We start from the raw sequence: 24,927 nt of genomic DNA on the forward strand, positions 1-24,927 counted from the left end.
AAATGGTAAAGAGATTTATATATAATAAAAAAGCAGCACCATATGTATTTATATTACCATTTATTCTTGTATTTTTACTTTTTTTCATATCTCCAATGGTAAATACGGTAATAATGAGCTTTGAGAATGTATTACCAGGATCGAGAAAATTTGTTGGGCTTGAAAATTATACAAAACTATTAGGGGATAAGGTTTTCTTAGTTGCGTTATGGAACAGTTTTAAATATATGATATGGACATTGATATTGCTTATTCCAATTCCAATGATACTTGCATGTATAATAGACAGCAAACTAATGGTTGGAAAAGAATTCTTTAAATCTGCATTATATTTACCGGCTTTAACATCTGTTGCTGTGGCAGGTATAATATTTAGATTTGCCTTTGGAGAACAATCTACTTCATTAATGAATCAGGTTGTTGCGCTATTTGGAATGGATCCATTTAAATGGCTAAAAAATGGAACTACAGGATTTATAGTATTGCTAGTATTGGCATGTTGGAGATGGACTGGTGTTAATATGTTATATTTCTTATCAGGACTTAAAAACATTCCTGCAGAATTATATGAATCAGCTGATATAGATGGAGCAAATACATTGCAAAAGTTTAGATATATAACAATACCTCAACTTAAACCGACAACAATTTATGTGCTTACTATATCTATTTACGCAGGTCTTGCAATGTTTATAGAAAGTTATATGGTGTTTAATGGTAATAACTCGCCTAATAATATAGGTCTTACAATTGTAGGATATTTATATAGACAAGGTATTGAAAAAAATGCCATGGGCTATGCATCTGCGGTAGGATTAGTATTGTTTATTATAGGAATGGCTATTAATTTAGTGCAATTAAAACTAAATGGAACATTTAAGAAAGGAGATTAGTATGCAAAGCAATATTAGTTTGAATAATAAAAAAAATACACAAAAAAATACAGTAAGTCATGTAAAAAATTTGCCAAAAAGAATATTAATTTTTATGCTTTTTGCAGTTATAGCTGTAATACTACTAATTCCCTTTTATACATTATTTGTTTCTACGTTCAAGGATGGTGCATTAGTAATAGCAAATGGTATGGATGTATCAATAGATACTGCTAAAATGTCGTTTAAAAATTATATAATTCTATTCACAGAAAAAAATAGCTTATTTACATGGTTTTTTAATAGTTTATTTTTAACTATAGTGCAAGTAGTTTGCCAATTATTTATCAGCGCATTTGTTGCATATGGTTTCGCAATGTACGATTTTAAAGGAAAGAATTTTCTATTTATATGTGTTTTATTCGTTATGATGGTACCTTTTGAGATTTTAATGTTACCTTTGTATAACCAAATAAGTGATATGCATTTAACAAATACCTATATTGGAATAATTTTGCCGACTATAGCAAGTGCATCAACTATATTTTTCTTTAGGCAATACCTCTCCGGAATACCAAGAGACCTTGTTGAAGCAGGTAGGATAGATGGGGCATCGGAATATGGTATTTTCTTCAGATTAATTTTACCGATTATGAAGCCATCTTTTGCGGCAATGGCTATATTAAATGCAATGTTTAGTTGGAATAACTTATTATGGCCAATGTTAGTGTTGAAAGATGGTGCAAAATTTACTTTACCAATAGGATTAAATACATTATTAACCCCTTATGGAAACAACTATAATTTATTATTTGTAGGTTCTTTCATTTCAGTAATACCAGTATTTATTTTATTTGCATGCTTCCAAAAATATTTTGTAGAAGGTATGACAGCTGGAGCTGTAAAGGGGTAATATGATTTGATTTTCACTAAGGACTAGAAAGTCCAAACTAAATACTTAAGGAGATGAATTATAATGGCAAAAAAAGCAAAAATGGTGGTAGACAAAGACTTTAAAATATCCGAAATAGATAAAAGAATTTATGGTTCTTTCATTGAACATTTAGGAAGGGCAGTATATGGAGGGATTTATCAGCCAGGCCATATGTCAGCTGATGAAAATGGCTTCCGCACCGATGTAATGGAATTAGTAAAAGAATTAGATGTTCCAATTATAAGATACCCAGGTGGTAATTTTGTATCAAATTTCTTTTGGGAAGATAGTGTTGGAGAAGTAGCAGAAAGGCCAAAGAGACTAGAATTAGCTTGGAGAAGCTTAGAAACTAATGAAATTGGATTAAACGAATTCTCAAAATGGACTAATGCTGTAGGATCTGAAATAATGATGGCAATAAATCTTGGAACAAGAGGAATTGCAGATGCCTGCAATCTTTTAGAATATTGTAATCATAAAGGTGGTACGAAATATAGTGATTTAAGAATAAAACATGGTGTTAAAGAACCACATAAAATAAAAACATGGTGTTTAGGAAATGAAATGGATGGACCATGGCAGATAGGACATAAAACTTCTAAAGAGTATGGAAGATTAGCTCTAGAAACAGGTAAAGCTATGAAATTAATAGATCCAGATATTGAATTAGTTTCATGCGGAAGTTCAAATACAGCAATGCCTACTTTCCCTGAATGGGAAGCATCAACTCTTGATCATACTTACGATGTTGTAGATTTTGTATCTCTTCATCAATATTATGGTAATAGATTAAATGATACTGCAAACTTCTTAGCACAAAGTGATGATATGGAGCACTTTATTAAAACAGTTACTTCAACTTGTGATTATATAAAAGCAAAAAAACGTAGTAAAAAGACTATGCACTTAAGCTTCGATGAGTGGAATGTATGGTTCCATTCTAATAATGAAGATGATGATATAATGAAGAATCATCCATGGCAAAAGGCACCTGCACTTTTAGAAGATATGTATAATTTTGAAGATGCACTTTTAGTTGGATTAATGTTAATTGTTTTAATGAAACATTCTGATAGAGTTAAAATGGCATGCTTAGCGCAATTGGTTAATGTTATCGCACCAATTATGACAGAAGAAAATGGACCAGCTTGGAAGCAGACTATATACTATCCATATTTGCATGCATCTAAATACGGTAGAGGAATTGCACTTCAACCAGTAGTTTCTTCGCCAAAACATGATACTGTAGATTTTACTGACGTAAAAGACGTTGAATCGATAGCAGTATATAATGAAGAAAAGGAAGAAGTTACAATATTTGCAGTTAATCGTAATTTAGAGGAAGATATTGAATTAACTTGTGATGTAAGAAGTTTTGAAGGATTTAAAATCATTGAACATATTGTGTTAGAGCATGATAATATGAAAATAGTGAATTCTCCAACAGGTGAAGCTGTTACTCCAAAATCTGTAGATAGAAGTAATCTGGTTGATGGAATTATAACTTCATCTTTGGGAAAAGCGTCTTGGAATGTAATTCGTTTAGGAAAGAATAAATAAAAAGCAATATATATTAAATAGGATTTAACAACTAAAATTAATAGTGTTAAATCCTATTTTATTGGCAAAGAATCACATCCATCAAAATTACCAATGAAACATTCCATATTATGACAACTGCGATTACAAAAGTATATTACTTATTTCTGGTTAGAAAACATTTGAAATGGTATATAAATAAAATAAGAAGTAATATTTATGCCCTATAAATATTACTTCTTATTTATTATAAAAACAGATCTAATTCAATATATTTTAATATATATTGCAAAAATGATTCTTCATTATAATTCTAAAAATATTGCAACATATATATATAATTAGATACAATAATCAACATCAAGATTCTTGAGTTAATGTATTATAAACAAGTCTTACACTTATGCCTTGATTGTAATTGCCAAAGTTTTTTCCGAAAATAGTTAATCCACCAACATGTTTTGTTTCTTCTGGAACAGCTAACTTTAGAAGGATATCACTTTTATAATTTAATTCTAAATCTTCTAGAGTGACATCTGAAATCTTTATTCCATCAATAAAAGTTCCGAAAGAATTTATGGTTAAAAGTTTTAATAATCCGTATTGATTCCAATGAGGATTCCACCAAGATGGAGTCAAAATACCTTTACTATCACCAAAATCTCCAGGACTGGTCCATCTACCAACATTGACATTATTTAAATAGAAATGTATATCAGATGGCCATATGCTGCATACTCCAGGGGCTTCTGAACTTATTTCCATAGATATTTGCAATTCAGAAAATACTTCACTTGGTTTTAAATAGTTAGGAATTCTATATTCTATACTTCCTTTAGTGAACCAAAGAATATCTGCATTAATTCTTTCAGGATCAGCAAAGTAATTTGGATTGTCTACTTCTCCTATAATACTATCCTTAGTTGCGATGCCGCATGTAGGGGTAATATCATAATTTGAATAGTGACCTATATTTAAATCTATATGATATGAATTTTCTACATCTTGTTTGCCAATATCAATTACAAATTTATCCTCGTGAAGAGAACATATCTTTTGCAATCCATGCTTTCCAGTTAAATTAGTCGTTTTTATTAATCCACACTCTTCTAATTTTTTTATATGCATAGTAACGGCACCATTAGTTAAATCAAGTTTCTCTGATAACTCATTCATATTTAATTGCTTATACTGTGATAAAATCTCTAATATATTCATTCTTACATCCGAACTTAAAGCTTTGAAAAGTGGCAAACTTTCCTTTAGATTTGTAATGTGAATCATAATAATCTCCTCTGTGTTGTTAATATTCGTTGAATTGAAATTAATGTTGAAGTATTAATTTCAGAAAAATTGTACTTAAGTTATAGTTCGTTATAAAATTATCAAATAATAATACACTATATTAAGATTATTATACCCTTTTATGGATTAGATGTGAATAATCATTTTAAATATTTTTAAAATAAAGTCATAATATAAACAATTATTTTTTGTTTAAGTTTTTTCTAAAATATGCGTTTTTATATTCAGTTGGTGTGACATCTTCAAATTTTTTGAAAAGTTTCATAAAATGCTTATCATCATTAAATCCAACCTGAAGAGCAATTTCTTTTATTGAGAAAGATGAATTTAATAGAAGTTGTTTAGAAGCATAAATTCTTGTTTTGTTGATGTATTTTAAAAGAGACGTACCAGTATATTTTTTAAATGCCGAAGAAAGATAATCCTGATTGTAGTTAAATGTTTTGGCGATTTTATGTGCAGTTAAATTTGAATTATAATTTATATTTATCCAGTTTGCAATTTCATTTATTTTGCAATTGGTATTAGATAGTTTTTCATTTTGATGAATTATATTATCCATGAAATCTTGAGAGATTTCCATCGCCAACAGGCTTAATGCATAATTTGTTAAATATTCTGAATAACTCTTTTTGTTTGATAGATCAAGCAGTTGACGAAAAATGAGGCTTGTTCTTGCAGCAGAAGAAATTGAACCATATTCAGGTAAAAGATAAACATCTGAAGAGGCTTTTTTAAATTCATTATCAAAATTGAATATATAATCATTAATTTGTTCAGCGTTTAAAAGCTTATATTCAGCAGAAGTAATTCTAAAATGACACCAATAGTAAGAAAGATTCCCTTCAGATTTTTTATAACCGTAGTGGGTATGGAATGGAAATAATATAATAAACTTATTTTGCGTAAGTTCATATTTTTTATCATCTTGTGCAATGTACAGAGTTCCCTCACAACCAATTAGAATAACAAAAGTATCGAGGTTTCTTTTAGAATGTATAAAATTCTCATTATTTATCAATTTTCCACTAGAACAATGAGTAAGTGGATATTTATTATCAGAGATAAAATAAAACATATAGGATTTCACCACCTATTATATTAAAATGAAAGTTGTTTCTATATAATAAATATACTATAGTTATATGTATAAAAGCTAGTCATATGCTTAAATAATGGCATTTGTATTTTAGAGGAATGAATAAAATAGTTTTTGATAATTATAATAAATTAACCACCATAAAAATAAATTTAGGAGGAATTAATAATGAACTCAAATACTTTTAGTAAACCTTTGCAAATAAATCATATAAATGTAAAAGATAATTTTTGGAAGAAAATGATGGAGCTAGCAAGAACTCATGTGATTCCTTATCAATGGGAAGCATTGAATGATAGAATAGAAGGTGCGGAGCCAAGTTATTGTATGCAAAATTTTAAGATTGCAGCTGGGATGATGGAAGGTGAATTTAAAGGTTTTGTGTTTCAAGATAGTGATTTTGCAAAATGGATAGAAGCGGTTGGATATTCTCTTATGTGGAATAAGGATGAAGGACTTGAAAAAATTGCAGATGGAGCAATTGATATTGTCTGTGCGGCACAGCTGCCAGATGGATATCTAGATACTTATTACATTATAAACGGATTAGATAAAAGATGGACAAACTTACGTGATAATCATGAATTGTATTGTTTAGGTCATTTAATTGAAGGGGCAGTAGCTTATTATGAGGCAACGGGAAAAGATAAGTTATTAAATGCAATCGTAAAATATGTAGACTATGTGGATACTATATTTGGGCCAGAAGATAGCAAATTGCATGGATATCCAGGTCATGAAGTAATTGAATTGGCTTTAATTAAACTCTATAAAATAAAAAAAGATAAAAAATATCTAAATTTAGCTAAATATTTTATAGATGAAAGAGGCAAATCACCATTATATTTTGAAGAAGAGGGGAAAAAGTATAATAATAAGTTCTGGTGGGAAGATAGTTACTTCAAATATCAATATTATCAAGCAGGTAAACCAGTAAAAGAGCAGGAAGTCGCAGAGGGGCATGCTGTAAGAGCTGTATATTTATATTCAGGAATGGCTGATGTAGCAAGAGAAACAAATGATGATGAGCTGCTAGAAGCTTGCAAGCGCTTATGGAGCAATATGACTAAAAAGCAAATGTATATAACAGGTGGAATTGGATCATCACAATATGGAGAAGCATTTACTTATAATTATGATTTACCAAATGACACTATTTATGCTGAAACTTGCGCATCTATTGGATTGGTTTTTTTTGCAAGAAGAATGCTTGAAATTGAGCCTAAATCACAATATGCAGATATAATGGAGAAAGCCTTATACAACGGAATTATAAGCGGAATGTCAATTGATGGAACTAAGTTTTTCTATGTAAATCCATTAGAGGTGGTTCCAGAGGCTTCTGAAAAAGATCATTTGAGAGCACATGTAAAAGTTGAACGTCAAAAATGGTTTGGATGTGCATGCTGTCCGCCTAATCTAGCAAGGCTTTTGACTTCTATAGGAAGTTATGCATATACATTAAGAGATAATACAATATTTATGCATTTATACATGGGAGGAGAAATATCAGCTAATTTCTCTGGAAAGAGTGTAGCATTTGATATTAAAACAAACTATCCATGGGATGAGAGTATAGACATTAATTTAAACATGAAGGAAGAAGCTGACTTTGAATTTGCATTAAGAATTCCTGAATGGTGTAGAAATTATGAAATAAAAGTTAATGAAGAAAAGATAAAGTTCAGTATAATTGATGGGTATGCATATATAAATAGAAAATGGAAAGATGCTGATAAAATTAACATTTTATTTAAGATGCCTGTAGAAATAGTTAGAGCAAATATAAACGTAAGAGAAGACATGGGAAAAGTTGCTGTAATGAGGGGACCAGTTGTTTATTGTCTAGAGGAAGAAGACAATGGACCTGATCTGCACAGAGTTTATTTAAATAGTAATCCTAAATTTACTTATGAATATGACAAAGATTTCTTAGGTGGCGCAATAGTACTTGAAAGTTATGGACTAGTAGTTAAAGAGCAAGACTGTGATAAAGATAAGTTATATTTATATGACTCTAAAATTGAATTTAGTGAAAAGAAGTTAAAATGGATTCCATATTATTTATGGGCTAACAGAACACCAGGAGAAATGATAGTATGGGTAAGAAAATGTATTTAATTCAATAAAGTTTAAAATTAAGCAACTTGTACGCTGTTTATGTGGTTGAATATACTATATAATTTTAAGTGAACCTAAAGAAAAAAGCATAAACGTAGGAGGGATTTAGTTTTGAATGAAATTTTGACTAAAACAATAGAAGAAATGGCGAATATGGAATTTGACTGTAGCTGCGGCAAAAAACACAGAATAGACATAAAACATATCTATGTTGGAGAAAATGTATATAATAAAATTCTAGATGTCGCAAAAGAAATTTTACCAAAAGAAATCTTATTGGTCAGTGATAATAATACTTATAAAGCACTTGGTAAATGTGTAGAAAATGAATTTACTGAATCAGGTTATAAGATAAATAATATTATGTTAGTTAGTGATGGAGATTTAATTCCAGATGAAAAAGCAATTGGACGAGTATTGGTTGAAGTAAATAATGAAACAGAGCTTATAGTTGCTGTGGGATCTGGAAGTATTAATGATATATGTAGAATAATAAGTGCAAAAACTCATATTCCTTATGTTATAATGGGAACAGCTCCATCAATGGATGGATATGCATCAACAGTATCACCTCTAATTATTGATGGAGCAAAGGTAACATATCCAGGGACTAATCCATATGCTATTATAGCTGATTCAAATATTATGAAAGATGCTCCATTTGAGATGATATGCGCTGGATTTGGTGATATACTAGGAAAATATACAGCACTTTCTGATTGGAGATTATCTAATACGATTTATAACGAATATTTTTGTGATACAACAGAAAAGCTAGTAAGGAATGCTATGTATAAATGTTTTGAAAATATAGAAGGAGCTGTTAAGAGAGATGTTAAAGCAATAGAATATATATCAGAAGCACTTATACTATCAGGAATAGCAATGACTCTTTCTGGAAATTCAAGACCGGCATCAGGAGCAGAACACCATCTTTCTCATTATTGGGAAATTGATAAGCTTTCAAGAAAACTAGAGCATCCTTTACATGGCAATTCAGTTGGAGTTGGCACAGTAATATCAGCATGGTTGTATAAAAAACTTAATATTGAAGAAAGGTTTGGGATAAAGACTCCTGTGCCAGAAATAATAATAAATTTATTAAATTCTATTGGAGCTAAGTCTAATCCAAAGGCGTTAGGAATTGAGAAAGAATTATTTCATAGGAGTGTAATTCATGCTCTTGAAATCAGACCTAGATATACGATTTTGCAATATGCAAAAACTGAGAATATGTTAGAAGAATATGCAAATGAATTAACGAATTTATTTTACGGAGAATGATAATATGCTAAAAGATAAAAAATTATTTTTATTAGATATTGATGGTACAATAGCTTTAGATACAACATTAATCGATGGTACATTAGAATTTATGGATTATGTTTTAAGTATAGGTGGTAAATATATATTTATAACAAATAATTCAACCAAAAGTATAGAAGATTATATTATGAAGTTTGATGACTTTGGAATTAAAGTTGATAAAACAAGTTTTGTAACATCATCTTATGCAACCGCAATATATCTAAAAGAAGTATATAAAGATAAAAAAATATTTGTTCTTGGAACAAAATCATTTATTAAAGAACTAAAAAGATTTGAGCTTAATATTACAGAAGATAAAGATGAAGATATTGTTTGCGCAGTAGTAGGCTTTGACAATGAATTAAATTATAAAAAGATAGAGGATATATGTGAATTACTATCAACAAGAGATATTGATTATATAGCTACTAATCCAGATCTCGTTTGTCCGACTAGCTTTGGTTTTGTGCCAGACTGTGGATCAATATGCGAAATGATTGAAAATGCAGTTAAAAGACAACCTTTATACATTGGGAAGCCTAATAAAACGATAGTGGAAATGTGTCTAGAACAAACAGGATTTACAAAGGAGCAAACTTTAGTTATAGGAGATAGATTGTATACAGACATTGCCTGCGGTATTAATGGTGGTGTTGATACAGCTGTAGTGTTCACTGGAGAAGCAACAAAGGAAGATTTGAAAGATACAGAATTTAGACCAACATATAGCGTTAGTACAATCAAAGAGTTATATGAAAAGTTAGCTTTTTAATATACTTTTAGTAAGGCAAGGATTACAAGCTGTTAAGAATGAAATTCAAACTTTGTTTTTAGCAGCTTTTTTATAGTGTTTAGAAGAATATAATTTTCATATCACTAAGATAATGATTTTGATATAATATTTTTATAACATAACTAGATAGGAGGAGATTATAGGATATGAATTTAGAATATATTATGAATAAGTTGAAAGATGAGAAACCATATATTAATGGCTGGAAAAGAATGAGAAGGTCAGCTATAATTATTCCACTAGTTGAGATTGATAATGAAGTACATGTATTATTTGAAGTTAGGTCCAAAAAATTAAGGAGCCAGCCAGGAGATATATGCTTTCCAGGTGGGAAAATAGATGGAAATGAATCTCCTAAGGAAGCTGCACTTAGGGAAATATCTGAAGAACTTGGCGTAGAAAGCATTAATATAGTAAATGAATTAGATACTATAGTAAGGTATGATGGCATAATAATTCACCCATATGTAGGAATTATTAAAGATCTTAATGAGATAAAGATAAGTGAAGATGAGGTTGATCATGTGTTTTATGTACCGTTATCTTATCTTTTAGATAATAAGCCTCGTGTATATAATAATAAAATAAATATTGAAAGAGATAAGGAATTTCCATATGATTTAATTGTTAATAGGGAAAACTATAAATTTAGAGAAGCTAATTATAGATCTTTATTTTATAAATATGAAACTTATAATATATGGGGAATCACAGCTGAGATGCTGCAAGATTTTTTGGAGAATTTGTAGCCAACTATAAAAAATGAAGCATTTCTATCAAACTCATAACAATTCCCATAAAAACTAGTTTTTTTACTCTAAACTTTGCAGGAATAGCTATATTGCTTGGGAATATGTATAAACAGGAATTAAAAAAAGAAGTCTAGAGCTGAGAGTAAAATCTTGGCTCTTTTTTTCATACCTAGAAATAGATTTAGAGGATAAGTAAGATTGGATCAAGTAGGAATACAGACAAATATATTAATGGATTACAGAGAAGGATAGGGTTTTAAGATGATAATTAAAAATTATATTATTGTACAGCATTAATATGAGGGTGGGCGTGAGGAGAAAAATTAAATATAAATATAATGAAAGAAACAAATATTATTAGATAGTGATAAATTTATTTATATTTAGTGCGAATAATTGTAAGAAAATGATATAATTTACATAAAGTGAAACAAAATTATAATTTGTATGATAGGTTGGATTAACAATTTGTTGGTAAATGAAATTCTCTGATATCATGATTTAAATGATAAGAATATATGTGTAATATTTAAATCAAAAGAATCAAAGCTATTTTACGGCAATATTTATGAGTCGTGAATATTGAAAAATGTGTATTGGAAAAAATATTATATAAATAATATTAAAGAAAAAACGAATTTATACAGGTAGAGAATTTAAAGTAGGAATAGAATTATAAAATCTTTGGAGGTAAGTATGGATCAAAAAAGAGTTGCAGGAGAAAAATCAACAGAATATATAAAAGATGGGATGATATTAGGATTGGGAACAGGTTCTACTGCCTATTACATGATTAAAAAAGTTGGAGAATTGATTAAAAATGGAATGAAGATAAAAGCTGTAGCAACATCAAAAAGTACTGAGAGTTTGGCAAGAGAACTTAAGATCCCTTTATTATCAATTGATGAAGTTGATAGGATTGATTTAGCAATTGATGGTGTAGACGAAATAGATAATGAATTTAATGCTATTAAAGGTGGTGGTGGAGCCTTATTTAGAGAAAAAATTGTGGCGAGTTTGGCTAATGAAGTTATATGGATTATGGATGAAAGTAAATTAGTTGATGGTATTGGAGAATTTCCTTTACCAGTTGAAATATTACCATATGGATACAAACATGTAATTAAAGAATTACAGGATTATTCATTAAATCCCAAAATAAGAATGAAGGAAGAAGAGATTTTTGTAACTGATAATGGTAACTATATAGTTGATTTGCATATAGGAACGCCAATGAACATTAATGACGTTTATAATAAAGTTAATAGAATAACTGGAGTGCTAGAAACAGGATTATTTATTAATATGTGCAATCGTATTATTATTGGCACAAATAGTGGCGCCAAGATTATTAATAATAGCAACAGTCAAAATGTGAAGATGGAGCAATTTAGATAGATATTATCTCATCTTAGAATGTATGCAGGGGGGATGATCACATGATAAGGGAAATAATAAATGAAGATTTTAATGGATTAATGCAATTATATATGCAACTTCATGGTGAATCTATGCCAGGAAAAACACCTGAAATAATGGAAGTATGGAATAGAATTTTGGAAGATAAAGAACATCATATTATTATTGCAGAGGAAGAAGGAAAGATAGTGTCTTCGTGTGTTTGTGTCATAATACCAAATTTGACACACAATCAACGACCATATGCATTTATTGAAAATGTAGTGACTGATAAACATTATAGAAATAAAGGATTAGCAACAGCTTGTTTGAACTACGCAAAAGAAATAGCGCATAAAGAGAAGTGTTATAAATTAATGTTATTAACTGGCTCCAAGAAAGAAAGTACGCTAAATTTCTATGAACAAGCAGGATATAATCAAAATGATAAAACTGCTTTTATACAATGGATATAATATAAATTGCAATTTATCTGAGAAGGAGAAAAAAGATGGTTTATTTAAATTATTTTACATTTCCTAATGAGGATATGGAATTTAGATTTTTCATGGGGGTAAAAAGAACCTGTTATGATTCGTTTTATCCATTTAAGGTATTGTCACAACATGGTCTTAGAAGAATTGATTTTGAACCAGTTACTATTCTATATGGAGGAAATGGTTCTGGAAAATCAACAGCGTTAAATATTATAGCAGAAAAAATAGGGGTAAGCCGTGATTCTATCTATAATAAATCTAATTTTTTTCCTGACTATGTCAATATGTGTGATATATATGTTGAAACAGATATTCCTAAAAATAGTAGGATTATTACTAGTGATGATGTATTTGATTATATTCTAAACATTCGTAGCATAAATGAAGGAATTGACATAAAGAGAGAAAAGCTTTTTGAAGAATATTTGGAGTCTAAATATTCTCGCTTCCAAATGAAGTCGATGGCAGATTATGAGCAATTAAAAAAAGTAAATACTGCTAGGAGTAAAACACAATCAAAATTTGTGAGAAATAGATTAATGGATAATTTCAGAGAATATTCAAATGGAGAAAGCGCATTTATATATTTTACTGAAAAAATTTATGAGAATGGACTGTATATATTGGATGAACCTGAAAATAGTCTTTCTCCAAAACGTCAAATTGAATTAATGAATTTTATTGAGGACTCTGCACGGTTTTTAGAATGTCAGTTTATTATATCAACGCACTCACCATTTATACTTGCTATGAAAGGCGCGAAAATATATGATCTCGATGAAAATCCTGTTGATGTAAAACGGTGGACAGAATTGGAAAATGTACGTACATATTATGACTTTTTCAAAATACACGAAAAAGAGTTTAAATAATAAAATATGGGAGTGTTAGAGTGAATAATGAATTTTTAGAATCTGAAAGATTATTTTTGAAGCCTTTATCTTTTGAGGAATTACAATGTATAAATAACAATGAACTTGATAATATTGAAACTCAAATTGAATTAGAATCACTATTAGATTCTGTTAAATTAGCAATATCAAAAAAATTAATTAAAATGAAAAACATTGATGAAAATATCCATGAGTGGTACACATACTGGCTAATTATTAATAAGGAAAATCAAAAAGGAATAGGATTTATTGGATTTAAAGGGGTACCTGATGCAAATGGTTATTTAGAAGTTGGGTATAGCATCTCATCTAATTATAGAAGAAATAGATTTATGACAGAGGCATTAGAAACATTAGTAAGATGGACAGGTAAATTTCAAGGGGGTAAAGGTATAATAGCCAGAGCTTTAAAAACGAATTTTGGTTCTATTAAAGTATTAAATAATTGTGATTTTGAATTATTCAGCACTACTGAGCAAGAGAATATTTATATTAATAAGCTTAGATAAATTAACTTATATGTATTTAACAATGTTTAGGCTCAAAAAAATATAAAAACTAGAATTTTTGCATTGCTATAAAACCTTGAAATAACGAGTATTTATATAATCTATTCTTAAGAAGGACAGATACATATGAATTTTGAAACAAGATAATTCCACAAAAATAGCCATGGTAATATTGTTGATAATATGTTTATGAGCATGATTCATTGCTTAGTTTTAGGGAAAATTAAAAATATAAGGAGAATTTAATTTATGAATAACGATGTCTACAAAGAGTGTCCTAAATATAAAAATAAATTAATTACATTAATAAAAACAAGCGAGGATGATTTAGAAGAGTTGCTCAAATGCTATTCAGATGAAAAAGCAGTGCCATTATTCAATTCTGACAATTGTCATGGAGATAATTTTAATTATGAAACAATCGAAAAAATGAGACAAGCAATTGATTTTTGGAAATGGTCATATGAAAATAAACAATTTGTGAGATGGACAGTAATTTTAAATGCTACTAATGAAAAAATTGGGACTATAGAAATGTTTCATAGGTTAGCAGAAGATGAATTTAATCACTATGGCATTTTAAGAATAGATCTGAAAAGTGAGTGTGAAATCCAGAATATAATAAAAAATATATTAGATATCACAAATGAATTCTTTTATGAGGCTTTTGATGTTAGGCATATCTTAACGAAAGCAGTTCCAATGGCAACTGAACGTATAAATGCATTAATGGAGACGGGGTATAAGCCGATTAACAAAAAATTTATTATATATGATGATTATTACTGTAGAGAAATTTAATATTAAAAACAATATAAAAAATAATATAAAACTTATTGTTTTGGAGCTTAGGCATAATCAAAAAAATAAGAAGTCCATCTGCCAAACCTATTTTCCACCATGATGCATCAGTAAATTACCCTAATAGACATGCTATGAGACTAATTTACTTCCTTGCCTGATGAAAAATAATAATAGTATTTTGGACTTGTTATTTTCGTTCATATGCCTTAAATTATAAAAATTCTAAGCTCTTAATTAATTATTGAAAATCTCCTTTGCAACCGCTACAGCATTTAATACTTTGGGAAAGCCAACATAGGGAATGCATTGTAAGAATACTTCTATTATTTCCTCTTTAGATATCCCAACGTTTAGTGCTCCATTAATATGAACTTTTAATTGGTTTTCACATCCTCCTAGTGTAGTAAGAGCAGATAAAGTAACAAGCTCCCTTTGTTTTAAATCAAATATTGGTCTTGTATAAATATCTCCAAAAGCAAATTCAATAATGTATTTTCCAAGGTCTGGAGCTATATCCTTAAGTGATTCTATTACAGCTGTTCCAGCATTTCCATCAACCTCATTGAGTTTATTTAGTCCTTTATCATATCTATTTCCCATAATTGTAATACCTCCTATTTTTTGATAATATTATCGTATATGCTGGAGTTAACTCCATGTCAAGAGGTAGGTGATTATTTTGAATTATTATATAGGAGAGTTTTCTGAAAAAATTGGTTTGAGCATTGATACTTTAAGATATTATGAAAAGCTTGGTCTGATTTATCCTCAAAGAGATGAAGCTAATAAAAGAGTATATTCTGAAAAAGATATTGAGTGGCTAAAATTTATAATTCGATTAAAGGAAATAAATATGCCAATTAAGCAGATACAATACTATTCGAAATTGAGATATGATGGCGATGATACAATTAAGGAAAGATTAGAATTACTTGAAGAACAAATGGATAGGTTAAATATTGAAAAAAGAAAAATTGAAGAAAATATAATACACTTGAATAAAAAGATTAGTATTTATAAGAAAATGATAGATAAAAAATAACTAATGTCTGTTAATTTAATTTTTATAAAATATAATATATGGGAGGATTGAAATGAGCAATATGCAAGCAATTATATGGTTTTTTCCTATAGTATTTATTATCCATGATTTTGAAGAAATAATTTTTATACAATCATGGATAAATAAAAATAGGTATTATTTATCTGAAAAGTTTCCGAAGTTATCAAAAAATTTATTTCCTCATTTCGATAATATTACAGCGGCATCTTTTGCTTTTGGGGTAGCTGAAGAATTTATTTTAATTATCATAATTACTATTATTTCGTACAAAACAAATTGGTTTAATTTATGGATCGGTCTATTTATTGCTTTTACTACACATTTAATAATACATTGTTTTCAAGCATTAATAATAAGAAAATATGTTCCAGCAATTGTTACAAGTATTATCTTTTTGCCAATTTGTATTAATATTATTAAAAGTATAGCCAAAGTGTATACATCAAATATTATTATTTCATATTCTGTTTTGGGATTCATAATTATGTTAGTGAATTTATATATTGCTCACAAATGTATGGACTTATTTTCCGAACAGTTATTGAGGTATAAGCATTGAAAGAAAATTCATATATAGTAGCTTTTAAAGTTATTTTTATAAATCTAGTTCTATCTAAACTATTTAGGTATTAGAAATTTAAATGTAAATTAACTATTACAACATATATAATAGTTATTACTTTATTGTTGAGGTAGATAAACTTAATCTGTAGGTACCATATTCCATGATTTTATCAAGTAATAAATTAATTTCATCCATATTAGAGCATATGACTTTAAGCAAATAGCAGCCATCTCCACTAATCCTATGTGCCTCAGTTATAATTGTATTTTCTTTAATAAATTTTGTTAATTTATCATGTTGTGTGGTTTTCATGAAAATAGTAATAAATGCAGTAATGTTTTTGCCCAGCAGAGAATTATTAATGCATACAGTATACTGTGTTATTATACCTAAATCCTGAAGTCGTATAATTCTATTGGATACTCCTTGAGGGGTTAGGTGTACATGCTCGCCAATTTCTTTAAGCGATATTTTTGAATTAATCAATAGCATGTCTAAAATCTTCAAGTCTATTTCATCAAACATAGAGCACAAAATCCTTTCATTTTTAAAGAGAAACTAACGAATCTCTTTCACATTTCAACCTTAATTTAAGATACTATTAGTATAACAAATATAAGTAGATCAGCAAATGTAAAGGTGGAATGAAAATGAAAAAAGCATTGCTAGTAATTGATGTGCAAAATGAATATTTTACAGGTAAACTAAAAGTAACTTATCCTAATAATAGCTTTGATAATATATTGAAGGTAATGGATTATGCAAAAGATAATAATATGATTGTTATAATTGTGCAGCATACAGCACTTTTTGGAGACACATTTATTAAGAATTCAAATGGATGGGAATTACAACCAATGATTCTTGAGAAATCGTACGACTATCTTATTGAGAAAACTAAGCCAAGCAGTTTTTATGAAACAAATTTGGAAGAAATATTAAAAAAAGAAAATATAAATGAAATAGTTATTTCAGGATATATGACTCAAATGTGCTGTGACACGACATCAAGGGAAGCTTTCCATAGAGGCTACCACGTTGACTTCTTGTCAGATGCTACAGGAACTATAGATGTAAATAATGAAGTGGGTTCTATAAGTAGTAAAGAGCTTCATAAAGCTACTTTAATTGCTCAAAGTTTAAAATTTAGTAATGTAATAAGTACTATGGAATGGATGAAATTATCTAACATTTAATTTTGCATAGTACTTATATTATAAATAGAATATGAATCATATCTATAAATGATGCTAGGGTTAAAAGTAGCTTTCTTTGTTACTTTTAATCCTATTATTTTTATAACTAGAAAAATAAAGAGGTTTAATTTTCAAAAATGTTTATATATTTTAGAATTATAGAAGGGTCAAAGTGCAGCAAATTAGGTATTCTTATCTATTTTAATCTCTTTAGTTAAAGGATATTAATTGGCTACACAAGATTACAAATATGAAAAGTGAGTAATAAAAGATTCGAAAATTTACTAAAGAATCTATTTTATAATTTTAATAAACGTTTATTTATGATATTGTTATTTTATCTCTTATGAAAAGCTATACAAAAATATATTGACTTAGAAAAAGAACAAATATAGAATAACATTATTAAAGGACATTTTAAAAGTGGTTTTGTAATGTTATATATTTCATTAATTTTATTAAAAAGGAGATCTTAGTAATGAAATTCTTAAAGAGCGTTTTGGTCATTATACTTATTGCTCTTTTTTTAGGGAGTAATTTATATTTTATTAATTTATTAAGAGACAAGAAAGTAGAAAAGGAACCGATAAAACCTAAGATAGTGCTGATTTCTCATATAAAGACTAATCCATATTGGCTTGATATAAAAGCTGGTGCGGAAAGAGCTGCTAAAGAAAGAGGTGCATTGGTTGAATTTTTAGGACCTACAACTGCAAGCACTGAAGATGGGCTAAAACTTTTTGATATGGCTACATCAGCTAAGGTGAGTGGCATAATAACATATGTTCAAGAAGAAGGACAATATAAAAAGAAGATTAATAGTGCAATGGAGAAAGGTATTCCAGTAGTTACAATAGATTCAGATGAAGAAGATAGCAATAGAATAGCATATGTTGGCACAGATAATGTTTTAGCTGGACAAGTTGCCGGAAAGGAAATGGTCAAGCAAATAGGAACGTCTGGAAATGTAGCAATAGTAATGGGCGGAAAAAACGTAAAGAATCAGAAAGAAAGGGTAGAAGGCTTTACACAATATATAAAATCGAATTCTAACTTGAAAATTGTAGATACAGATTCATCGGATGCGATGCTTCTTGAGGCAGAAATTATAACAAGAAAAATACTAAATAGAAATGATAACATAAATGCTTTATTTTGTACCTCAGCTCTTGACGGAATAGGCGCTGCAAGAGCAGTAAAAGATTTAAATTATAAGGATAGGGTAAAAATTATATGTTTTGATGATTTAGATGATACTTTAAGCAATATTAGAAATGGACTAGTTTCAGCAACAATAGTGCAGAAAAGTAATGAAATGGGTTATAGGGCAGTTAATATTATCATGGACAAAATTCAAGGGAAATCAAATAAGTTTTCAAAATCACTAATCGATGTAAATGTAATTAATAAAAGCGATGTAGATAGCTATAAGCGAGGAGATGATAAAATTGAAAACTAAAAGCTTAAATAGTAAATTTATAATGTTTGTTATATGCTTAATTATTCCTATATGTATATGCAATATTATATCTCTGGCGATGAGTAAAAAAATTGAGGACGGGTATGTTAATATGCTTAACAATATGCTAATTACTAATGAAATTAAGCAGCATGTTGACAGCTCTTTAGACAATTTTAATCAATATATATTGAATGGAACTCCAAGTAAGAAAGAAAGCTATAATAACGAGGTGATTCTTGCAAAACAAAAAATTGGTAATCTTAAGAAAAATTCTGATGATGTAAATCAATATATTTTGAGAGATCTAGATAATACTTTAGATTCTTATATAGAAAGTTCTAAAAATACAATATCTGCTTATGAAAATAAGGAGGGATACGTTTTTTACTATGATGATTTTGTAGCGGCCAAGAATATTGCATCTTATTGTGATGCATATGCATCGACTTTAATGCAAAATTTCCTAGAGGCTAATAGCATAGCATATAAAGAACTAAATAGAAATAGCAGCGTAATATATATAGGACTAGCTACATATCTTATATTAATTTTAGCTTTATGTGTAGTTTATGCATTAACATTTATAAGACATATATCTGAGGGCTTAAAGGGTATGGTTGAAATATCAAACAAAGTATCAAAAGGTCAATTTGAATATTATGAAGGTAACAAAACTGACATTTATGAGTTAGATATTTTAACAAAAACATTTAATGCTATGATTACAGATATAAAAAATCTTATTAGCTCGCTTAATGGGAAGATCGTATTAGAAAAAAAATTAAAAGAGGAGGAGATGAAAAATCTAAAATATGAGAATGCTTTAAAAGAATTTGATTTAAAGGTATTACAGTCTCAAATAAACCCACATTTTTTATTTAATACCCTAAATTGTATAAACGCGACAGCAATAATGGAAAATGCAATAACTACAAGTAAATTAATTAAATCAGTATCTAATATTTTAAGATATTCTTTAAGAAGTATGAGTACAAATGCACTATTGGAAGATGAAATAAAGATTGTAAAGGATTATATTTACATTCAGGAATGCAGGTTTGATGATAGGGTAAAATTTAATCTAAGTACAAATATGGATATGAAAAAAGTTAAAGTTCCCGGAATGACAATACAACCATTAGTAGAAAATGCATTTATACATGGGATTGAAGGGAAAGAAGATGGTGGATATATAAATATATATATTGATGAGGAAAATGGTGAGTGTAATGTTTTAATTGAAGATAATGGTGTTGGCATTTCTAAAGAAGTTTTGGATAAGATTAATAATTATAATTATGATGCAAAACATACAGGGCATACAACAGGCCTTGGAATAAATATAGTAGAAAAGAGGCTTAGATATTTATATAACAAGAAAAATATGTTTAAAGTAGAAAGTGAAGAAGGCAAAGGGACTAAAGTTTATTTGAAAATACCTATAATGGGGGATGAGAATAATGATGAAAATATTAATTGCTGATGATGAAAAGTATGATAGGGAGACCGTTAAACATATAATAAAAGAGAATTTTTTAGGAGAGTTAGAAATATACGAAGCCAAAAATGGGAGAGAAGCAATTGAACTATCTGAAAGCATCAGACCAGATATAGTTATTATTGATATAAAAATGCCAGGTATTGATGGAATACAGGCATTGAAAGAAATGACAGCAACTTTACCAAATTTATATAGCATAATTTTGACAGCATACGATTATTTCGACTTTGCATTGGAAGCTGTAAAAATAAATGTGAAAGAATATCTTCTAAAACCGTTTACTAAGGAAGAGATTATAGAAAAAATTGCTGTGGGAATTAAATGGGTGAAAAAAGAACAGGAGAAAAGAAAAAGTGAAATTAAAGATAAAGAGAAAATATATACTTTATTGCCTGTGCTTGAAAATCAATTAAGTGATCTAATAATTAATGATAAGCTTAAAGGTGTTGATTATGGAATGTATCTGCAATGTTTAGATATGAGTTTTATGAATAGCTATGCAATGGTTATTTCAATAAAAGACAAATATGCTTATAAAGATATTAGCAGGTTTGAAAGAGATCAAATTAGGATTAAGATAGGAGAATATGTTAAAGAATATATCAACAGAAGATATAAATGCATAGGAAATTATGTATTTTATGAAGAATTAACGTATTTTATACAAATAGATAATGAGGAAACTGAAGATTTTAAAAGTTTAGAAATTGACCTTGCATTTAATTTGAGAAGAGAAATAAAAAAGAGATTTAATATTTCAATAAGAGCAGGTCTTGGAGAAATATTTGATTCAGTAGAGCAAATCGTGGAATCTTATAGACAAGCTATGAAATGTTTAGTATACAACTCAGACAATGTAAATATTATTTATATTGATGATATAGAAGGAAAATTGATGAATGATAGTTTTTCAGTCGGGATATCAGGGGATACAAAGTTAGGTAAAAATAAAAATTCAAATAAAATAAAGATGAAACTATTTGAAAGTGTAAAACAATTTATTAGAGAAAATATTGAAACAGAATTAGAACTAGATAAGGTAGCAAGCAATTTTGGATTAAGTGTCTATTATTTTAGCAGGACATTTAAAGAAGTAACCGGTGTTAATTTTTCGGAATATGTAAATAAATGCAGAATAGATGTTGCAAAGGAATTACTTTCAACTGGAGAAATGAATGTGAAGGAGGTTTGCTACAAAGTAGGATACAATGATCCTAATTATTTCAGTAAAGTATTTAAGAAATATGAAGGTGTTAGTCCTGCAAATTTTAAAGGAAACATGGAAGAAAAGATTTTTTGAAATTAATTAGTGAAAGATATGTTATTTATTATTCAGGAATTTTTTGATTTATAAAAAGCAATATATTACTAACAACATATCACAACGATAAAAAAGTCCAGACTATTTCTTATATTTAGATATTAGTCTGGATTTTCTTTATGTTTTGAATTATTTACTAGTAAAAATTTGCTGTAAAAAGATAGCAATATAAGATTATAAATTAGCAAACCAGTCTATTTGAAACGTTTACTATAACGGATATAATTAAGACTGTAAAAGAGATCTATAATTAAAAAAAAGGGGAGAAAAAGATGAAATCTAAAAAAATGATTAAATTATTAGGTTTGGCACTAAGTGGGGTACTAATATTTTCAGCATTGACAGGATGTGGAGCAAAAAAAGATGCACAAACATCTAGCAATGGAAATAAGAAAATAAAAATTGGTGTAAGTATGGACGACCTAAGACTTGAAAGATGGCAGCATGATAAGGAAATCTTTGAAGAAGAAGCTAAGAAACTTGGAGCAGATGTTGTTTTCCAATCTGCAAATGGGGATGATCCAACACAAATGTCACAAGCTGAGAATCTTATATCTCAAGGGGTAGATGTCTTAGTTGTAATACCACATAACGGTGAATCAATAGCACCAATTGTAGAAGAAGCTCACCAAAATAAAATAAAAGTATTGGCTTATGATAGATTGATTACAAATAGTGACTTAGATTACTATGTATCTTTTGATAATGTGAAGGTTGGAGAATTACAAGCTAAAGCTATCGTGGATAAAACTCCAAAAGGAAATTATTTCATGATGGGAGGATCTCCAACAGACAATAATGCAAAATTATTTAGACAAGGACAAATGAACATAATAAAACCTTATGTAGATAAGGGAGATATAAAACTAGTAGGGGATCAATGGGTAAAAGATTGGTCAGCAGAGGAAGCATTAAAGATAATGGAAAATGCTTTGACAGCAAATAATAACAAACTTGATGCTGTAGTTGCATCAAATGATAGTACAGCAGGTGGTGCTATTCAAGCATTACAAGCACAAAGCTTAGCAGGAAAAATTACAATCTCTGGACAAGATGCAGATTTAGCTGGTTGCCAAAGAGTTGTTGAAGGAACTCAAACAATGACAATATACAAACCTATAAAAGATATTGCTGCAAAAGCAGCTGAAATGGCTGTAAAGATGGCTAAAGGTGAAGATGTTGAAACAGGTGGTACTGTAACTAACAATGGTAAAAAAGATGTCCCTTCAGTACTACTTACTCCAATAGCAGTTACAGCAGATAACATGAAAGATACTGTAATTAAAGATGGTTTCCAAAAGTTTGATGATGTATATAAAAATGTACCAGAAGATAAAAGACCAAGCAAATAAATAAGAATATTGGAGTCTGATGATATTGTGTCAGACTCCAATATAGAAAGGAGATAAGCATTTCATGAGTGAGTATATTTTAGAAATGAGAGATATAGTCAAAGAATTCTTTGGAGTAAAGGCATTAGATGGAGTAACTTTAAAAGTTAAAAAAGGAGAAATCCATGCTCTTTGTGGTGAAAATGGAGCTGGAAAATCCACACTGATGAAAGTTTTGAGCGGAGAGCATCCTGCTGGGTCTTACTCTGGAAAAATAATTTTTGAAGGAAAAGAATTAAGCCAAACAAGTATAAAAGATTCTGAAAGCGTTGGTATTGCAATTATTCATCAGGAATTAGCACTTATAAAACAATTATCTATAGCAGAAAATATTTTTTTAGGAAATGAAATTGGCGCACGTGGACTAGTAAATTTTAGTGAACAGTTAAATAAGACAAATGAATTATTAAATAGGGTTAAGCTGAATGTTAATCCGCTTACTAGAGCGGGGGATCTTGGAATTGGACATCAGCAATTAGTTGAAATTGCAAAAGCTCTATCTAAAAATGCAAAACTATTGATTCTTGACGAACCTTCTGCCTCTTTAAGCGAAGGTGAAGTAGAAGTGTTAATGGGAATATTAGATGATTTAAGAAGAGATGGAGTAACATGTATTTATATTTCTCACAAACTTAATGAGGTTACAAGAATATGTGACAATGTTACTGTAATTAGAGATGGCTCAACAATAGGACAAGTTCCTATTAGTGAGATAGATCAAGATAAGCTAGTACAAATGATGGTTGGAAGAGAAATGAAAAATCTATTTCCTAGAGAAGAACATAAAATAGGCGAAGAATTTTTTGAGATAAAGAATTTTAACGTTTTAGATCCATTTAATAAGAACATAAAAAGAGTAAAAAATGCGAGTTTTACCTTAAGACGCGGGGAGATACTTGGAATTTCAGGCTTAGTAGGTTCAGGTAGAACAGAAATGGTGGCAAGCATATATGGAAGTTTCCAAGGTCAAAAGAGCGGTGAAGTATATTTTGAGGGTAAAAAAATTGACATAAAAAATCCAAATGATGCTTTAAGCAAAGGAATAGCTATGGTTCCAGAAGATAGAAAAAAAGATGGAATAATTGCGGGTATGAGTGTAGCTAAAAATATGACAATGAGTAATTTAGTGAAATATAAAAGGCCATTAAACGTAATAGATAAAGATAAGGAAATGATGGATGTTTTAAAATTTATTGATGAAATAAAAATAAAGACTGCATCAACTGAATTAGCAATAAAAAATCTAAGTGGTGGAAATCAACAAAAAGTAATACTAGCAAAAAATCTTCTTGCTGAACCTAAAATATTAATATTAGATGAACCTACTAGAGGAATTGATGTTGGAGCCAAGTATGAAATTTATAAGTTAATATTTAAGCTAGCTAAACAAGGAATATCTATAATAATGGTTTCATCAGAACTTCCAGAAGTACTTGGAATTAGTGATAGGGTTCTAGTAATGAATGAAGGGGAAATAAAGGCAAGTCTTGAGAATAATGGGTTAACTCAGGAGATGATTATGAATTATTCTGTAGGAAAGAAAAATGAAGAAGTTAGTGAGAGTTATAGCGAAGAAACTAAAACTTCTGTAGGAGGAATATAAG

Annotated in this window: 24 protein-coding genes; 20 read left to right on the top strand and 4 right to left on the bottom strand. The window is 28.9% G+C overall.

Annotated elements, in window-relative coordinates; genetic code table 11:
- Positions 1–2: 2 nt before the first annotated feature.
- The 3 genes from L1S46_RS10180 to L1S46_RS10190 all read left to right on the top strand — a co-directional run bounded on the left by L1S46_RS10180 (position 3) and on the right by L1S46_RS10190 (position 3,366).
- Positions 3–893: a sugar ABC transporter permease gene (locus L1S46_RS10180; RefSeq protein WP_077856349.1), complete on the top strand. Its 891-nt coding sequence runs from the start codon at positions 3–5 to the stop codon at positions 891–893.
- Between the two features lies 1 nt (position 894).
- Positions 895–1,785 carry a carbohydrate ABC transporter permease gene (locus L1S46_RS10185; protein WP_023976144.1) on the top strand — a complete coding sequence of 297 codons (891 nt, stop codon included), beginning with the start codon at positions 895–897 and terminating at the stop codon, positions 1,783–1,785.
- A gap of 63 nt (positions 1,786–1,848) precedes the next feature.
- Positions 1,849–3,366 (top strand): alpha-N-arabinofuranosidase, encoded by a 1,518-nt coding sequence (locus L1S46_RS10190; RefSeq protein ID WP_238899886.1) that lies wholly within the window; start codon positions 1,849–1,851, stop codon positions 3,364–3,366.
- A gap of 339 nt (positions 3,367–3,705) precedes the next feature.
- Here L1S46_RS10190 and L1S46_RS10195 read toward each other — a convergent pair whose 3' ends face one another.
- On the bottom strand, positions 3,706–4,629 hold the full coding sequence (locus L1S46_RS10195; protein WP_017209299.1) for a winged helix-turn-helix transcriptional regulator: 924 nt from the start codon (positions 4,627–4,629) through the stop codon (positions 3,706–3,708).
- A gap of 202 nt (positions 4,630–4,831) precedes the next feature.
- On the bottom strand, positions 4,832–5,728 hold the full coding sequence (locus L1S46_RS10200) for an AraC family transcriptional regulator (protein ID WP_238899887.1): 897 nt from the start codon (positions 5,726–5,728) through the stop codon (positions 4,832–4,834).
- Between the two features lie 189 nt (positions 5,729–5,917).
- Here L1S46_RS10200 and L1S46_RS10205 point away from each other — a divergent pair, with 189 nt between their 5' ends.
- The 9 genes from L1S46_RS10205 (at position 5,918) to L1S46_RS10245 (ending at position 14,821) form a co-directional block, all read left to right on the top strand.
- Positions 5,918–7,870, top strand: coding sequence for a beta-L-arabinofuranosidase domain-containing protein (locus L1S46_RS10205; protein ID WP_238899888.1), 1,953 nt, complete (start codon positions 5,918–5,920; stop codon positions 7,868–7,870).
- 111 nt (positions 7,871–7,981) lie between these two features.
- Entirely contained in the window at positions 7,982–9,154 is a 1,173-nt protein-coding gene (locus tag L1S46_RS10210) for a sn-glycerol-1-phosphate dehydrogenase (protein WP_238899889.1), read from the top strand.
- 4 nt (positions 9,155–9,158) lie between these two features.
- On the top strand, positions 9,159–9,950 hold the full coding sequence (locus L1S46_RS10215; RefSeq protein ID WP_238899890.1) for an HAD-IIA family hydrolase: 792 nt from the start codon (positions 9,159–9,161) through the stop codon (positions 9,948–9,950).
- Positions 9,951–10,117: 167 nt separating this feature from the next.
- Positions 10,118–10,720 carry an NUDIX domain-containing protein gene (locus L1S46_RS10220; protein ID WP_012058582.1) on the top strand — a complete coding sequence of 201 codons (603 nt, stop codon included), beginning with the start codon at positions 10,118–10,120 and terminating at the stop codon, positions 10,718–10,720.
- Positions 10,721–11,419: 699 nt separating this feature from the next.
- A complete protein-coding gene (gene rpiA / locus L1S46_RS10225; RefSeq protein ID WP_012058583.1) occupies positions 11,420–12,121 on the top strand; it encodes a ribose-5-phosphate isomerase RpiA in 702 nt (233 codons plus the stop codon).
- Positions 12,122–12,162: 41 nt separating this feature from the next.
- Positions 12,163–12,597, top strand: a complete 435-nt coding sequence (locus tag L1S46_RS10230) for a GNAT family N-acetyltransferase (protein ID WP_012058584.1) — start codon at positions 12,163–12,165, stop codon at positions 12,595–12,597.
- A 35-nt stretch (positions 12,598–12,632) separates the two neighbouring features.
- Positions 12,633–13,490 carry an AAA family ATPase gene (locus L1S46_RS10235; RefSeq protein WP_238899891.1) on the top strand — a complete coding sequence of 286 codons (858 nt, stop codon included), beginning with the start codon at positions 12,633–12,635 and terminating at the stop codon, positions 13,488–13,490.
- Positions 13,491–13,510: 20 nt separating this feature from the next.
- Entirely contained in the window at positions 13,511–14,020 is a 510-nt protein-coding gene (locus L1S46_RS10240; RefSeq protein ID WP_238899892.1) for a GNAT family N-acetyltransferase, read from the top strand.
- Between the two features lie 249 nt (positions 14,021–14,269).
- Positions 14,270–14,821, top strand: coding sequence for an N-acetyltransferase (locus L1S46_RS10245; protein ID WP_238899893.1), 552 nt, complete (start codon positions 14,270–14,272; stop codon positions 14,819–14,821).
- A 237-nt stretch (positions 14,822–15,058) separates the two neighbouring features.
- Here L1S46_RS10245 and L1S46_RS10250 read toward each other — a convergent pair whose 3' ends face one another.
- Entirely contained in the window at positions 15,059–15,424 is a 366-nt protein-coding gene (locus tag L1S46_RS10250) for a carboxymuconolactone decarboxylase family protein (protein ID WP_238899894.1), read from the bottom strand.
- Between the two features lie 79 nt (positions 15,425–15,503).
- Here L1S46_RS10250 and L1S46_RS10255 point away from each other — a divergent pair, with 79 nt between their 5' ends.
- Together L1S46_RS10255 and L1S46_RS10260 are read left to right on the top strand one after the other, a co-directional pair.
- A complete protein-coding gene (locus tag L1S46_RS10255) occupies positions 15,504–15,866 on the top strand; it encodes a MerR family transcriptional regulator (protein WP_012058589.1) in 363 nt (120 codons plus the stop codon).
- 52 nt (positions 15,867–15,918) lie between these two features.
- Positions 15,919–16,446, top strand: coding sequence for an HXXEE domain-containing protein (locus L1S46_RS10260; RefSeq protein WP_238899895.1), 528 nt, complete (start codon positions 15,919–15,921; stop codon positions 16,444–16,446).
- Between the two features lie 117 nt (positions 16,447–16,563).
- Here the strand turns inward: L1S46_RS10260 and L1S46_RS10265 are convergent, their stop codons facing one another.
- Positions 16,564–16,977: an Lrp/AsnC family transcriptional regulator gene (locus L1S46_RS10265; RefSeq protein WP_017209285.1), complete on the bottom strand. Its 414-nt coding sequence runs from the start codon at positions 16,975–16,977 to the stop codon at positions 16,564–16,566.
- 125 nt (positions 16,978–17,102) lie between these two features.
- On the opposite strand from L1S46_RS10265, the gene L1S46_RS10270 reads away from it, so the two are divergent.
- The 6 genes from L1S46_RS10270 to L1S46_RS10295 all read left to right on the top strand — a co-directional run bounded on the left by L1S46_RS10270 (position 17,103) and on the right by L1S46_RS10295 (position 24,926).
- Positions 17,103–17,648, top strand: a complete 546-nt coding sequence (locus L1S46_RS10270; RefSeq protein ID WP_238899896.1) for a cysteine hydrolase family protein — start codon at positions 17,103–17,105, stop codon at positions 17,646–17,648.
- A 478-nt stretch (positions 17,649–18,126) separates the two neighbouring features.
- Positions 18,127–19,107, top strand: a complete 981-nt coding sequence (locus L1S46_RS10275) for a substrate-binding domain-containing protein (protein ID WP_238899897.1) — start codon at positions 18,127–18,129, stop codon at positions 19,105–19,107.
- Positions 19,097–20,593 (top strand): histidine kinase, encoded by a 1,497-nt coding sequence (locus tag L1S46_RS10280; protein ID WP_238948455.1) that lies wholly within the window; start codon positions 19,097–19,099, stop codon positions 20,591–20,593. Before L1S46_RS10275 ends, L1S46_RS10280 begins: the two co-directional genes overlap by 11 nt.
- Complete coding sequence (locus tag L1S46_RS10285; protein WP_238899899.1) at positions 20,571–21,911, top strand: response regulator; 1,341 nt, start codon at positions 20,571–20,573, stop codon at positions 21,909–21,911. Before L1S46_RS10280 ends, L1S46_RS10285 begins: the two co-directional genes overlap by 23 nt.
- Positions 21,912–22,204: 293 nt before the next feature.
- Positions 22,205–23,284 (top strand): D-xylose ABC transporter substrate-binding protein, encoded by a 1,080-nt coding sequence (xylF, locus tag L1S46_RS10290; RefSeq protein ID WP_012058596.1) that lies wholly within the window; start codon positions 22,205–22,207, stop codon positions 23,282–23,284.
- A gap of 64 nt (positions 23,285–23,348) precedes the next feature.
- Positions 23,349–24,926, top strand: coding sequence for a xylose ABC transporter ATP-binding protein (locus tag L1S46_RS10295; RefSeq protein WP_012058597.1), 1,578 nt, complete (start codon positions 23,349–23,351; stop codon positions 24,924–24,926).
- Position 24,927 lies beyond the last annotated feature (1 nt).

The organism is Clostridium sp. YIM B02500, from assembly GCF_022324665.1.
Lineage (GTDB): Bacteria > Bacillota > Clostridia > Clostridiales > Clostridiaceae > Clostridium > Clostridium beijerinckii.